12 protein-coding genes are annotated in these 15,164 nt (G+C 40.3%); all 12 read right to left on the bottom strand.

Annotated features, from left to right (window positions below):
• Positions 1-419 precede the first annotated feature (419 nt).
• The 12 genes from C9J12_RS24515 to C9J12_RS24460 all read right to left on the bottom strand — a co-directional run bounded on the left by C9J12_RS24515 (position 420) and on the right by C9J12_RS24460 (position 15,045).
• A complete protein-coding gene (locus tag C9J12_RS24515) occupies positions 420-1,034 on the bottom strand; it encodes a GNAT family N-acetyltransferase (protein WP_107245103.1) in 615 nt (204 codons plus the stop codon).
• 92 nt (positions 1,035-1,126) lie between these two features.
• Complete coding sequence (locus tag C9J12_RS24510; RefSeq protein WP_107245102.1) at positions 1,127-2,011, bottom strand: helix-turn-helix domain-containing protein; 885 nt, start codon at positions 2,009-2,011, stop codon at positions 1,127-1,129.
• A 135-nt stretch (positions 2,012-2,146) separates the two neighbouring features.
• A complete protein-coding gene (locus C9J12_RS24505; protein WP_107245101.1) occupies positions 2,147-3,526 on the bottom strand; it encodes a TRAP transporter large permease in 1,380 nt (459 codons plus the stop codon).
• Entirely contained in the window at positions 3,523-4,089 is a 567-nt protein-coding gene (locus C9J12_RS24500) for a TRAP transporter small permease subunit (protein WP_107245100.1), read from the bottom strand. Before C9J12_RS24500 ends, C9J12_RS24505 begins: the two co-directional genes overlap by 4 nt.
• A 66-nt stretch (positions 4,090-4,155) precedes the next feature.
• Positions 4,156-5,241 carry a TRAP transporter substrate-binding protein gene (locus C9J12_RS24495; protein ID WP_107245099.1) on the bottom strand — a complete coding sequence of 362 codons (1,086 nt, stop codon included), beginning with the start codon at positions 5,239-5,241 and terminating at the stop codon, positions 4,156-4,158.
• A gap of 375 nt (positions 5,242-5,616) precedes the next feature.
• A complete protein-coding gene (locus tag C9J12_RS24490) occupies positions 5,617-6,894 on the bottom strand; it encodes a glycosyltransferase (RefSeq protein ID WP_107245098.1) in 1,278 nt (425 codons plus the stop codon).
• A gap of 112 nt (positions 6,895-7,006) precedes the next feature.
• Positions 7,007-8,071, bottom strand: coding sequence for a hypothetical protein (locus C9J12_RS24485; RefSeq protein ID WP_107245097.1), 1,065 nt, complete (start codon positions 8,069-8,071; stop codon positions 7,007-7,009).
• The gene (locus C9J12_RS24480) at positions 8,068-9,450 is read right to left on the bottom strand and encodes a DUF3131 domain-containing protein (RefSeq protein ID WP_107245096.1); all 1,383 of its coding nucleotides are present in this window, start codon (positions 9,448-9,450) and stop codon (positions 8,068-8,070) included. Before C9J12_RS24480 ends, C9J12_RS24485 begins: the two co-directional genes overlap by 4 nt.
• Before the next feature lie 25 nt (positions 9,451-9,475).
• Positions 9,476-10,873, bottom strand: coding sequence for a DUF3131 domain-containing protein (locus C9J12_RS24475; RefSeq protein WP_107245095.1), 1,398 nt, complete (start codon positions 10,871-10,873; stop codon positions 9,476-9,478).
• A gap of 79 nt (positions 10,874-10,952) precedes the next feature.
• Entirely contained in the window at positions 10,953-12,272 is a 1,320-nt protein-coding gene (locus C9J12_RS24470) for a DUF3131 domain-containing protein (protein WP_107245094.1), read from the bottom strand.
• A complete protein-coding gene (locus C9J12_RS24465) occupies positions 12,262-14,112 on the bottom strand; it encodes a glycosyltransferase family 2 protein (protein ID WP_107245093.1) in 1,851 nt (616 codons plus the stop codon). Before C9J12_RS24465 ends, C9J12_RS24470 begins: the two co-directional genes overlap by 11 nt.
• A 6-nt stretch (positions 14,113-14,118) precedes the next feature.
• A complete protein-coding gene (locus C9J12_RS24460; RefSeq protein ID WP_227876451.1) occupies positions 14,119-15,045 on the bottom strand; it encodes a glycoside hydrolase family 9 protein in 927 nt (308 codons plus the stop codon).
• Between the last annotated feature and the right edge of the window lie 119 nt (positions 15,046-15,164).

The raw sequence follows: 15,164 nt of genomic DNA, 5'->3' as shown, positions 1-15,164 counted from the left end.
AAAACAGAAATGATAAACAGGTAATCTTGTTAAGCAGAAATTAGACCGACTTGGGGCAAGAATAGAAAACAAGAAGGAGATATGTGATCTTGCAGGGGTTGATTCTTAATCAAAGATATTAGATTAAGGATCAAACTAATCACACCTGTAAATTACAACTGCACACTTACGCAATGAGAGTGCGTAAATATCAGTTTGATAGTCATTTTTACTATCAAAACAATAAACAATATCAAAATGATAAAAGTGAACATTGAGGCTAGATTGACTAAAGGTAGGGTTAGTTGACAAGGACAAAGCTATCTATCAAGTTGCTCATCCATTTTGGGGATGAGCACTGACAAACATATTGCCTTTCGACAGGGAATAATCTTGCATTCAAAAATAATATTTTAGTGTTTGTACACCACAATTATTTACTATATAGCTTGACCCATTTTCTTTGCAGAGTACTGGCTTGCCGTCATACCAAATAACAAACGATCATCGGTTAATTCTTCGGTATGAAAATACCCTGCTTGCTTACCTTCAAGTGCATAACCTGACTTACGTAATACACCTGCAGAACCTAAATTTTGGCTATAACAATCAGCAGCAACCTTATGTGCATTAAGCTGTTCAAATGCGACTTTAGTTAAGTATTCACACGTCAATGTACCAATACCTAAACCCCAAGCATGCTCAGGTAACTGGAAGCCAACTTCATAGTTACCCGCTAACAGCATAACTTGCGTTAAACCCGCCATGCCCATGTATTGATGGTTCTGATCACGAATAATGATTGTTAGATGTTCTGGCCACTCACCGCTTGCTATCGCTTTTTCTGTATTTTCAATGATTGGCAAGAAGAATGCCTCGTACAACGCCACTGGCGCCGGAGCGAAAAACAAAAATTTCGTAACATTCGGGTTTTCAAGCATCGTTAGAATATCGGTAAAATCTTCTTGGCGAATAAGCTGGATAGTAAATGCATTTGATAGGAGGACAGGTTGACCTTGTTTTAAATCTTCAAGTTGCAAAATGTTACTCTTCATTAATATAGATCCTGCATCAGAGCATAACCTCTAAAGCAAAGGGGTGATTGAACAAAAGCGACAATGTGTGGTGTGGTCAGATAAATAGCGACTTATTCAAAATCACCATACACATCAATAATCAGGTTACGTGTATTCAGGTATTTGTTTGGGGTATGTCCAATCGCTTGCTTTAACTGACGGATAAGATGTGGTTGATCACTAAAACCAAAGTGTTGTGCGATATCAGCCCAATCAGGCTCTGTTATTCTCGTATCATTCTTAGGGTCAGTTACATTTTTAAAGATATACATCAGAACTGCATCTAACCGCATCATCATTTCGTACTGCTTTATTGATACACCCGTTACACGCAAAAATGCCCTTTCAAGAGTTCTACGTGAGCAAAACAATTTAGTTTCGATCCCAACCGATGAATTATCAGCAAGTAGACTCAACGCATCACACACCAATATACTGTGGCGATCTTCTTTCGCTAATTGAATGACTTGCGAGAACAGGCTATCCAATCGTTCAATCACATTATCAACGCTGTATTTGATCTGATCAGCCTCTTTAGCTGAAGCATAGTCAGTATCAATGAGCTGCCGTATATTTGCGAGAGTGAACGATGGATGCAACAGCGACAAATCAGAGGTAACCGTATTCTGTGTTTCACTGCCTTCAATACCAAATAACGCATACAGCGCACCTGCTTTAAACTTAATGCCAAGCCGAATAACACTGCCTTGGTCATTAATACTGATTGCTTTGCTGCATAGGTGAAGTAAATGGCTACCCTGCCCGACTAATTCTTGCTGATCTTGCTGGTAAGAATACTGCTGGGTCGGCAACGTAAAAATGAGATTTGCATTAGGATTAGGTATCAACAATGCGGGTTCATAACCACTATCGCTTTCACCGACTTCTAGCCACCAGTATCGATCTACATAGTGTGAAATATCAATATTGCGTGGCTGGTGCATCCAAGTTTTCATGAGATCCAATCGTTAAATAAGCGTCGGATGAATATTCTCATAAATCCCTCTCACACCCAAACTTCATAACCCTTCCCGAAAGACGAAGATGTGCGTACACGGCTAAATATAAACATACTTAGCCGTGTACAGTGCTTAACCATAGACAACGTTAGGTAACCATGTCGCAAGAGCTGGCCAATACGCTAACAAACCGAGTACGAACAATTGAATGCCAATGAAAGGAATCACACCCCGATAGATTTGTGGTGTTGAGATAGAATCAGGTGCAACACCCCGAAGATAAAACAATGAAAAACCAAAGGGTGGCGTTAAGAATGATGTTTGAAGATTTAAGGCTATCATTATGCCCAACCAAACGGGATCTAGCCCCATGGTCAGTAGTATTGGTGCAACAATTGGAATCACAACAAACGTAATTTCAATAAAATCTAAAAAAAAGCCTAATAAAAACATGACAATCATAACTAACAGTACAGCGCCAAAGACACCACCGGGTAGATCAACCAGAAAATCCCTAACGAGATCATCCCCTCCAAACCCACGAAATACTAACGAAAATACCGATGCGCCAATCAGTATCATGAACACCATCGCAGTCACTTCCGTTGTGCTTCGCATGACCTGTTGAAGAATATTTAAGTTGAGGGTACGTTTAAAGCACGACAGTATTATTGCCCCTACAGAGCCAACCGATGCAGCCTCTGTCGGTGTCGCAATACCCCCTAAAATTGAGCCCAGCACTAATACGATCAATAAAATCGGTGGAATTAAAACGGTAAGCACCTGCATCCACAATTCTTTACTGACTTTACGTTCATCTTCAGGAATAGGAGGGACTTTTTCTGGCGAGATAATGGCGATAACAATGATGTAAAGCGCGTACAGACTCACAAGAATCAAACCTGGAATCAATGCACCAAAAAACAAATCACCCACGGTGACGCTATCTGGTGCGAAGATCCCCTGATCGAGCTGAGCTTGTTGATAGGAGGATGAAATCACATCACCCAATAGCACCAATACAATCGACGGGGGAATAATTTGCCCTAACGTACCAGATGCACAAATGATCCCTGTAGATATTTCAGGCGAGTAGCCCCGACGTAACATAGTCGGTAGCGACAATAACCCCATGGTAACGACAGTTGCCCCGACGATGCCGGTACTTGCGGCTAATAACATGCCGACTAACGTGACGGATAAACCTAAACCCCCCGCCATACCACCAAATACTTGCCCCATGGTATCGAGTAATTCTTCGGCTATTTTAGATTTCTCTAGCATCACCCCCATAAACACAAATAGTGGGATCGCGATTAATAGTTCGTTGGATAATATTCCTTGAATTCGATTGGGTATCGCTTCAAGGAATACAGGGTCAAAAGTTTCTGTTACATAGCCAATTGCCGCAAACAATAATGCTGAGCCCGCTAACGAAAACGCAACGGGATAGCCAAACAGCAACACAATAAAAACAACAACAAAAAGCAAAAGAGGAAGAAGCTCAATCATAATGCGTGCTCCTCTTCATGTTCATCAAGCGCTTTCACTGCCTCTTCAAAACCCGCAATGGTTAGTAGTGCCTTCATACTTTCTGCCAAGCCTTGCACAATCATTAATATGGGCATTAATAGAATCGTGGTTTTAAAGAGATAACGGGCATCAACACCACCAGCTTCTTGCGAGCCTTCGAATATTTTCCACGACAAAGCGACATATTCCCAAGCAATGATAAAAATGAATAAGCAGGTAGGTAATAAAAGAAAAAGAAAACCGAATAAATCAATCCACGCTTTCTTCTTATTCGACATAGGGCGATAGAATATATCGACTCTGACATGCGCACCTTTGAGCAGTGCATAAGCAGCACCCAACATGATGACATAGTTATGAAAATAGGTGATTAATTCCTGTAGAAAAACCGAACCCGTATTAAACACATAACGCATAACAACAACGATAAAGGTGATTAATACAATGGCTAAAACAAACCACGAAACAAACCGACCAGTAATATCACTGAAGCGATTAATACGCCGTATAAAACTGATAACAGCGGGAGATGGTGCGTCCATACACAATACTCATTACAACATACAAATTGATGGGGTAAGCCTTCTACCCCACCGTATTACGACTCTTTATTCAGGGTTTCTCGCATTCAAGTAAGCTTGCTCTGAAACAGCATGCCAATCGACCGCTTGATCACGGAAAGCAATATAAGAGGCATACACCTTCTTACTCATTTCATCTTTCTGAGCTTCTTCTGCGACGACTTCATCTGATAAGGTTTTCAGCTGGCTTAACACTTCTGCAGGGTAAGGTAATAACTTAACCTTGTGATCAGTAATCAGGCTTTGCAACGCGGCATTATTTCGTGCGGTGTATTCAGCCAACATGTTCGAGTTAGCCACTTTTGTCGCGTTTAATACAATCGCTTGTAAGTCTTTAGGTAGCTTATCGAAGGCTTTTTTATTGATCAGCGCTTCAAGTGTTGTACCTGGCTCATGCCAACCTGGGTAATAGTAATATTTCGCGGCTTTATAAAGACCAAATGCCATATCGTTGTACGGGCCTACCCATTCAGTGGCATCAATCGCACCCGACTGAAGCGCTGGGAATATTTCACCACCCGGTAACAATACAGGCGTGCCTCCTGCACGTTTTAATACCTCGCCACCAAGACCTGGGATTCGCATTTTCAAGCCTTTAAGATCATCAAGAGTTTTTATTTCTTTATTAAACCACCCCCCCATTTGCACTCCTGTATTACCGCCTGGCATCGGAATAATACCAAACGGTGCATAGGCTTCTTGCCACAGTTCTAAACCACCACCACTATAAATCCAACCGTTCATCTCTTGCGCGGTTAAGCCAAAAGGCACAGCCGCAAAAAACTGACCTGCAGGTACTTTTCCTTTCCAATAATACCCTGCACCATGCCCCATTTCAGCAGTACCACGTGACACTGCATCAAAAACTTCAAGTGCACCGACAAGCTCTTTTGCACCGTATACTTTGACTTGAATACGGCCATTACTCATTTCATTAATTTGGTTGGCTAAATCATTTGCACCTGTACCTAAACCAGGGAAATTCTTAGGCCATGTGGTCACCATTTTCCACTTATATTCAGCGCTTGCTGCCTGCACAATAAGTGGGGTAAAAAGCACACTGGCGACTGTTGTAATCAGTGCTAACTTTTTAATTACATCTTTCAACTGCATCCTACTCTCCTTGTTGTTCTCGCACTTGTATTCCAATACTGAAACTCGTAAAAGTCGTTACCAACGCATTATTAAGTTTGCGAAGTGGTACAGATTCTTCACCTGTCGATTAACGTTTATATCGCCAATCATTAGGTTACAAATTTGTTAATACAACTGTAGACATAACTGACACTTATAAAAATTTAATTGGTCTATGTTTGAAGCTGATCAAACATTCATTTGCTCAATATGAATAAAAGTTCACTTGAAATTGGAAGAAAAAACACCCCAATCCTTCCGCTGAGTTAGCGTGAGGCATTGAGGTGATCATGCAAATGCACAATGATTAGGAAACGGTTTAACTTATAGCCAAGTAACCTAGGTATATAAAATTCAAGTAACGCTCTGCGTCTGAGGTGATTTCATGGTTATCAACCACTGCTCAATGGCTTTAGGAGACATAACATTGGGATCCCCTAAATCAGAGTCTTGAGCATTGATCAGTTCAGGAGGTACACTATTAATGATCAATTCGAGATCTTCATGAGATAAAATTTCGCGTTCAAATACATCGGCCATCTCTGTACTGTGCGCTGCATGTCTTGCGCGAACCGCCTTCACTAAACCATCAAGCAGGGTATACCACGTCGTCATTGGCCCTTGCACAATAGAAGCGGATTCGGCAGCAGAATCAATGAAAGCAAAAGGTACTGTTGTTATAGACTGATTTATCTCCATCGCAGCAAGAATCCAATCGGTATCAAATGAAAAATCATACACTGTTGGTGTTTTAACAATCTTTCTTAAAGCGGCATTACCATATAACTTAAAAGCCGCTTGCGTGTCTTTGATGCCTTTCGTGAAAATTTCTTGCCCTATCATTCGCTGCATATGACGTAATGTTTTAATACCTACACCCCAGCGTTCTTCCTGCTTGACCAAAATTGAATCTGGGTGCTTACGATTACCCAATACAACTTGATAATCATTTTTGATATAAGGCTCGATAAGCAAACCTAACTGCCCTAAGTGAACAGAGTTATCTGCATCGGTATACACAACACAGTCGACATTATCTTTTAAAGCAACCTCACAACCATAAATAATAGCACCACCTTTGCGAGAATCATCAACATGATAGAGGTTCTGTAAGGGGCCTGACTCAGTGGGTATCGCATCTTGAAGCGCTAGCACGGTCACTTTATTCTTATCAGCATGTGAAGCCAGTATGTTCTTCGCTATGCCTACACTATTATGCGGACAACCGTCATCAACGGGGTATAAATGCCAATCAACGGATGTACCTTTCGTTATCCAATTTAGCTGATTTATTTTTGTTCTCAGTGAATCTTCACCGTGAGGATTAGTAACACTCTTTACATTTAATCTATTATGTTCACCCCACATGGCAAATACGACGCCAATCGTTAGTGGTTTGTTCAGTGATAATAAATAACGACGAGACTCTACCAATTTAATAGCAAGGCGAAATTCTAGAGGGCGCCTTACCTCTTTGATCATTTTTTTATAAAATTCAGTTGATACTTCAGTAAGGCAATATAATTTATTTGCAAGAATCAGTAATTTTTTTTGATGTGCTTCTTCTGTAAGGTCAAAGAAATCACTGGAAGATTCTAATTCTTGATAAATAAGTTTTCCTGATGGCGTCATTATAAATCCCTTTATCCGTGAGTGATGCGAGACTAATTAGTCACCCACCTAAGACAACAGGGCTTACAAATAATAATAGTAAGAAAAATAAAATAGACAACAATAATAATAACTATTCACTCGTAGATGAAACAGGTGCAAAGCTTCTACGCTGCAGTGCTTTAACATTAGTCTCTTCAATGGTTGCAAGGTTTCCTTTCGGTAAGGGATGAACATCCGAATCATCTGAAGTCACCTCAGATTTATTAGCTATTTTACTTTCATCGAACTTTATTTCCTCAACGGGAGAGATAACAACATTCATTTCTTTGTCACTCGTTACAACACTGTTTATAACAACCGGATAAGCAGCCACCTTATCTTTGTCATTTTTTCTGTTTCTATCTACCGAGCTGTCTATATTATTAGAATGATTATTAACGGAGACATCCTTATCTAGAACAACCGCGTTATTAGTCGTGACGTTATTACTAACAACTTTGTTATTATTTACATCTACAGGAACAACATTTTTTTCACGATTAAATTGAGCTTTAATTCCACTCAGTTTTTTTCCTGTAGCCGAAGGTGGTTGATAAACAGCTTGCGGAATAACAGCAGGAGTAAATTGTACCTGTTTATCAACGTTCTCTTGCAACCCTAATTTAGGAGCATTAAAAGAAAATATACTTAACTTATCATCCCAGACTTGCAGCGTTGTTAACTCTTGTTGCCATTTTTCATCAATACCAGCAGATAAATCATTAATCTGTAATTGAGAAGATAACTGAGTATTTGAGCGCTCATAACGCCGATGCAAATTTTTTCGCATTTTTTCCCAATTTATTCCTCCCGTCATTAAATATCGAGTACTGTCTGCCCAATATTGATACGCCTCAGCATTGTTATTTTTATCAGCAGAAATAGCTGCTAATGCTTCTGAAAGACCAGCATATTGCCACATTTTTTTGCGACCTAATTTTGCCTCAGAGCTTAATATAATAATGGTTAGTTGATGCCATTGTTCTGATGCTTGCTTATATTTCCCCTGACTGACAAGATACGTAGCCTTACTGTATGGAGGCAATTCAACATCTTCCACCGCTGCTTGTACGGGTGTTATTTGTACCAAAAAAACAATCAACCCAATAAATAACATCAATTTTATTTTATGCTTTAATATAAATATTCGGCTCATCGAAAAGTCTCCACATTACATTTCCCAGGATGATAGAAGCGCGAATTAAATTGTACATCACGATACTCTTTATCACCTTGTGGCTTATAGAGTTTCCCATTTGCTTTATATAACAGGGCTTCTAATACACCGGCATTGGTTTTTAGCGTAATACTTTTTTCATAAGAACTGGTTAACTCATAACGCCCTTCATACCAACCTCGTTCTGGGTCGTATAATTCTTTCACCAATATAAGTAACCGGTTGGTATAATCTGTTTTCCACAATGTCCACATTTGAAATGCAACCCGTGTGGATACTAGCGCTAATTCATCATGCGAACTTCCATCTTCAGCGACGGTTATCCAAGGTGTACCTAATGCATAAATACTGTCATAAACAAAATAGGGGTCACCACTCACGACGTGTTCACCACGAGCGGTATAGATACGATCTACATCCCACCGAGATTCTTGTACACGGTAGATTGAATCTGCCATTGCAGATAACACTTGATTACTGTGTGTAGCATCATTTGACGATGTATCCTTAATATCATCCCAATTAAACTCAAGACCTAACCATAAATACGGGGTGCTATAAACAGGACGAAGTACATCGTAGTGGCGAGGATCTCGCCCATCAAATAACAGATCAATACCATTTATTGTGGCAACATCGTACGGGTCTAATCGCATCGATTTTTCTGGCACAATATGCCAATCTACATACCCGTAAGATGTATATTCTTCAACGCCTAGTCGACCTTCTTTGTAACGAAATATCTGCCCATCATTAATTGCCCCACCATATAGTTCCCCATCTTGGCTGACTAGCTCACAAAAATTCCAACGTAAAACAGCTTTATCAACGTATTCTGAAAATTCTGGATTACGCTGCTTAATAATGGCTAGAACGATTAATAACCGTCCAACATCAATCGACGACCAACCAATATCACCAGGTTGATTGCCATAATCTACTTTTTGACCAGTATTTGTGCTGTAAACCTTATTGGGAACCCCAGTCGGCCCGAGGTTCATTTTGGCAAGAAAACTAATGGCTAACGATAGGCGTTCATCATGTTCTTTACTGGTGATAAATTCAAATTCACGCGCAGCAGTTAAAGCCAGTAAATAATCCGCCAGGCCTGCCATATTAGTTGTCGGGTAATTATCAATAGTATTCACTAACCCGGTACTAAGCTGCGTATTATTTTCAACATATTTCCACGCTACCCTAGCCCATTCAATTTCAAGTTCTGTAAGCTCGCCAAAGCGCCCCTGACGAATCACTTGCGACTCGTTAATAGAGGAAACTCCATCTTGCACACCTTTATACACCACCCCACAAGCAGATAATGATAAAGCTAGACTAACGGCAACAGCTACTCTCAACATCGACATCCCTTTCAAACAACCACAACTACGGGCGTGCTGTTGGCTTACGAGGTAAGCATTGGCCTTCGTAACCAAACGGTGTTTCTAATGCTTTCTCCCATAAACTTGGAGCAATATTATCTTTATAAGTCAGTAATTTTCCTTGCTGTTTATACAAGAGTATTTCCATTGTTATACCGTTATTATTCGATGTGAATGTGTTTATTAAACCAGTACCATTTTCAAAAATACCTTCGTAAAATCCTTTTTCTCGGTCATATAAATGTGAAATATGATCAAATAATAGATCGGTGTATTCAGTATCCCATAACGCCCACATACCCATCGCGCCTTTTACTGCAACCGCTGAATATTGGGGTAAAAAATCACCGTTTTCTGAAATCGTATTCCAAGCAAAACCATCAGTATAGATAGTGTCATACACAAAATACGGAGGACCCGCTAACTGGTGCTCAGTTCTTGCTGTGATAATACCCGTTTGCTTATAGCGCTCCTCTTGTACACGATATATTTGTAACGCAAATTCAGCCATCCAATCGTGTGAATAGCTTTTATTGTGCGCCGAGCGATCTGAGACTAAATCCCAACCAAGCTCAATGCCATCTAACACATAACTTTCAGTTACAACGTAACTATGCGCTTTCAGTTTACGCGGGTCACGCGTATCGTAAGGAATATCATACCCATAAAGATTAATCGTACTATAGGGTTCAGGCATTGCAGCTTGCGTTGTATTGAAGCCCCACAACTCAAACCCTTTTGCAGCATACTCTTCGTAACCTAGACGCCCTTCTTGCAGGTACTGCACAGGTTTGTCTTTCTCGAGTAATGCACCGAACATGGTGCCGTTCTCATCAACGACATTACAGTAGTTCCATCGTAATAAAGCAGAATCAATACCCGTCGCATACTCTGGGTATCTATTTTTAATGATATATAGCCAGATAAGTAATCGACCTAAATCGAGTGCAGAGTACCCAATTTCACCGGGTTGGTTACCGTAATCCACTTTCGCAGCAGTTTGTGTGTTATAGGCTTTATTAGGTAGCTCACCTCTGAAAAGGTCTAATGTGTTTAACGTCGTAACAAAGCGAAGAAAGCGATGATCAAACTCTTCCTTTTCAATTATGCCAAGTTCTAGTGCACTCACCATGCCAGCCAAATACGATGAAGCATCCCACCACGTTACTGATGGGTAATTATTTACAGCATTGACTAGCCCGGTCGATTCTTGGTAGTTATTTTCAAAGTACTTCCAAGCAATTCGAGCCATATCCATTTCTTTTTCAGTCAAGTTACCTGTACGAGGCTGCGGTGTTGACCAATGGCTTTTCTTTTCCACAATATCGCTAGAAAAACTGTTGTATTTATTTCCACATCCCACCGTCATTACACTTAGCAGGCAAACCGTGATATAACGCATAAACACTCCCTATCTATACAACAGCTACATATACGCAGCTCAATACCGCTTTATTATCCTATCAGTCACGACAGGTTTATTACTTCACACCCACACTTAGCAGTGAGCCATTTTGAATATATGCCAACGACTCTAATACAATGCCGTTTGTATTGGCTGTTATTGCTGTATTGATTCGCCCATCATCTTCATAACGACCTGAATACCAACCTTTTTTATCATCAAATAGGTTTTTTGCTTCATCAACTAATAAAGAGGCATAAGGTGTATCGTATAGAGCGTACCAACCAAAGGCTGCTTTAGTTGATAACGTTTTTAAGTGAGACATGTCTTCACCTGCGTCACTTATTGCATTCCATTTTTTACCATCTGAAAATACAGTGTTGTAAACAAAATACGGCGCTTCATCCACGTTGTCTTCGCTCACTGCGGTTAGGATACCTGTGCGGTCATAACGGTTTTGTTGCGCTTTATACACGCGGTATGCAAATATTTTAGAAACACTATCTGAGCCAAATTCAAGCGCATCCAAAATGTAAGATTCACTCACCACATAGTTATGTGCATGAAATTTTGCAGGATCTCGTCTATCTGTTGGAATTTCGACGCCATCAATGGTCATTAATTCTAAGTAATCAATATATTTCATGGCATTAAAGACGTCACGCCCCATTAACGACAACGCTTTCGAGGCATATTCTTCATAACCAATACGCCCTTCTTGCACAAGTTCAAACCCATCACCTTTGCTCGCAGGACGAGAACCATATAGGTAACCTTGGTCTATCATTTCACTCACATTCCAATGCATTAGCACATCATTAACATGCTTATTAAATTGCGGGTATTGCCAAATCATTATATTAAGCGGTACTAAAATTCGCCCAATATCGATAGCAGACCAACCGATCCCTTTTGGTGTTGGCGTATTGTTGTAATCCACCATTTCCAAGGTTTGAGTGTTATAAGCTTTATTCGGTAGCTTACCTTCAATTAATGGTAACTGTGCCAAAGTATGAAGTGCTTTTTGCATCCTCAATGAAAATTCACCATCACTAATAACATTCAATTTTTCAGCTGAGATTAGCCCCATTAAATACGATGCGGTATCCCACATTGTGGTTGAAGGATAACTATCAACTGAATTCACAAGGCCCGTATTCTGCTGATAGTTATTATCAAAATATTCCCATGCCGTCGTTGCCCATAAGTACTCTTCTTCAGTTAGAATACGACTTTCGCGGAGTGGAATAGATTCTGATGTTTCAAACGTTAAATTACCCAATACTTGATTAAAATCGCGCGTTTCAATTGTAAACGCAATAACAAGTGCTGTAGCTAACCCCCCAATAAACACAAAATGGTGGCGGGCATTAACCATTGCTTTTTTAAATTCCATATTCTAATTCCTCTGATTCCTGTTCTTGCTTTTTATCAGATGGGGGCGTCCAAAATGCCGCCGCAATCATGCCCCACATAGCCATCATATTGTTGATAATCCAAAAGCTGTTTAAGACTAAACCGCCAAACGAATAAGTACCAAAAGCCCCTGTCGAATAACCAAACCAAGCAAATATCATACTAAATAGGCTTAATGAAAAAACGGTAATTTGAGGTATAACTAACTTAAGAAAAGTACCTGTTTGTCGCTCTTTAGGCGTAGTTGGAAAACTGATTTTTCGCCCTCTAAGCACAGTCCATAATGCACGGAAATTCACAGGAAAAAAGGATAAGAAATTCGTTTTACCCTTATAACCAGCCACCCCCCATGTACCTACCATCATTGCCAGTTCAGCCGTTAATACAAAGGGTAAAAAGTGCAAATAGAACGTGGTGTCATACGCACTAACAGGCGCAATACTTGTTAAGAAGTAAATGATTGGGCACGCTAAGAAAATGATATTCCATATAGCCGACAAATTTGACCAAAAACTGGCGCCGTACATCAACTTCTGCTTAATATCCATACCCTTACGGAATATTGGGTTGTCGTTCATGAAAATATCAATCGAACCACCAGAATACTTAAAACGTTGAACCGTCCACGTTTGTAGATCTTGTGGCGACAGCATTTTACTTTCAACTTCGGGGTGCTGAACCGAACGCCAAGTTCTTTCGGTATCTGAATGCAGAACAATCGATGTATATATATCTTCTGACACGTGAAATTTATATGGCGTAAATTCCGTATCAAATAAAATTTCTTGGCGTAGGTTATTCGATATTTCTTTATCGACTGTTTTTTCTTTTGTCAGCTTTCGAATCTGCTTTTCAACAGCATCATGTTCTTTGCTAATTTGTTCACTGTAGCTACGAAGCGCAGCTTCCATTACCGCTTCACGACGGTGGATAGAACCAGCACCACAACAAAAAGACGCATTAACCCAATTACGACGACGTTGGATTACGTCGTAAAACATCTGAGGATCGTTAACGAAAGGATCTTCTCCTAACGTAACAGGGCCATATAATCGCTCGACCCCTCGACCAATGAACGCCCCTGTACGACCTACTTTCCTATCTAACCAAGCAGGAAGACGTTCACCTTCAGGTAAGTCAAAGAACCATTGTGGAGTTTGTACCCATGCAACATCAGGGTCTCGAAAATACCCTAAGGTATGTTCTAAAATTGTAGGGAAAGGGCGTGTATCGGCATCACAAATAACAATGAAATCACCATACGTCTGCTCTAATGCATTTCGTAGATTACCCGCTTTAAAACCTTCATTACCTTCACGCGTAATATATTCAATACCTAGCTCTTGCGCTAAAGCGGCCATTGACGGACGCTTCCCATCATCGAGAATATAAATTTTCATTTCGATATTATGAGGGTACGTTATTTTTTGTGCGTCTAAGATACTTAAGCGGACCAGCTCTGGTTCTTCATCGTAAGACGGGAAAAAAACATCAACGCTAATGGGTCTATCTTCTTCGCTACCATTTTCACATTCTGCAATTTTATGCGGAGGCTCTTTTTGGGGCTCATCTTTTGTCTTCCAAAGATTGAACGTAAAGAGTAATGAGCCAAAAAAAGCACACGATTCTGCAAATGCCAAAGGCAAAGAAAACCACAATGCATCATAGTTAAGCGCAAAAGACCATCGCCACCATAAATACCAAACACCCAGAGTGAGATTACACGTCGCCAAGTACTGATACAGTAATTCACGGGGAATACTGTGCGGCACAGGTTCTGGTGGCTTCCGATGTTCAAACTCCTTAAAATAAAAGTCCATCTTCTATCACTCCGGTTGTTTTTGTCTAAAATAGGCATGATTTACAGCCAATAAACCAATTAAGCTCGCGTTATAATCGATAGCAAATTCATTTACCGCATAAGATTTTTCACTATCGATGTAGCTCAGCATTCCCATATTTTTCGGAGCAATATCGGCCTGAGCTTTCTCATTTGGGCCACCAACTAAATATCCCGGCAAGCTAACCCCTGTTGCAATACGGTACAAATGGTGAAGATTTCTCACAGAATAAGTACCCGCTTGTGTAACAAAACTAAGGTTAAAAGCGTTTGCTCCTAACAAGTAATTAATTTGAGCCTGAACTGTTGAATGGTTGCTCGATTTGCCTTGAGCAAAGTCAGACCACGCGACAAGTATTCCCGCTTCCGCCGTCATCTTATTTGAACCCCAAATAAAACGTTGGTTAGCAACGCCAAAAGGTGATTGTTGAGATTGGTTTATATATTTATCGGCAATCGACTTTAAGTCTTTTACTAAACGTTCTCTCTGTTCGCCTTCAAGCGCCAAAATAAGGTGCCAGGCTCCCATCGCCATGGGATTTTTCCATTCAAAAATATCGATAAGGGTTGCGTCATAGAGCGAGAAATATTGATCTAGATAATTGTCTTTTGATGTTGCTAAATAAAGCTCTGCAAGCGCCCAGAGCCTATCGTCAGCATCAGTTTCTAGCGATTTTTCTTTATCTTCATCATTCTTAATATATGGACCTGAACCACTATCATCATCTTCTTGCCAATCAATATATTGTTCAGGGTTTTGTTCCAAATAATGCCAAGCGAGCTGTGCTGCTTTCAAATAACGGCGGGAATCTTCTGGTTTATAAGGTTTAAGTACTCGAGAAGCAAACGCCATCGTTGCTGCAAATTTAGCGGTTTCAGGCGTACTAATACCGTAGACATAACGTTCTTGCATATTTTCATCCATCCCGATCGCTCAATAACACTGATGCCGATCAGCCAATACCATTCATGGCGATCACCTAATAACATCGATGCCGATCACTTTGGTTAAAAATGTTATTGAGCGATCGA

Source organism: Photobacterium frigidiphilum, from assembly GCF_003025615.1.
GTDB lineage: Bacteria > Pseudomonadota > Gammaproteobacteria > Enterobacterales > Vibrionaceae > Photobacterium > Photobacterium frigidiphilum.
Note: the sequence above shows the minus strand (reverse complement) of the source record. Positions and strands in the feature narration are given on the sequence as shown.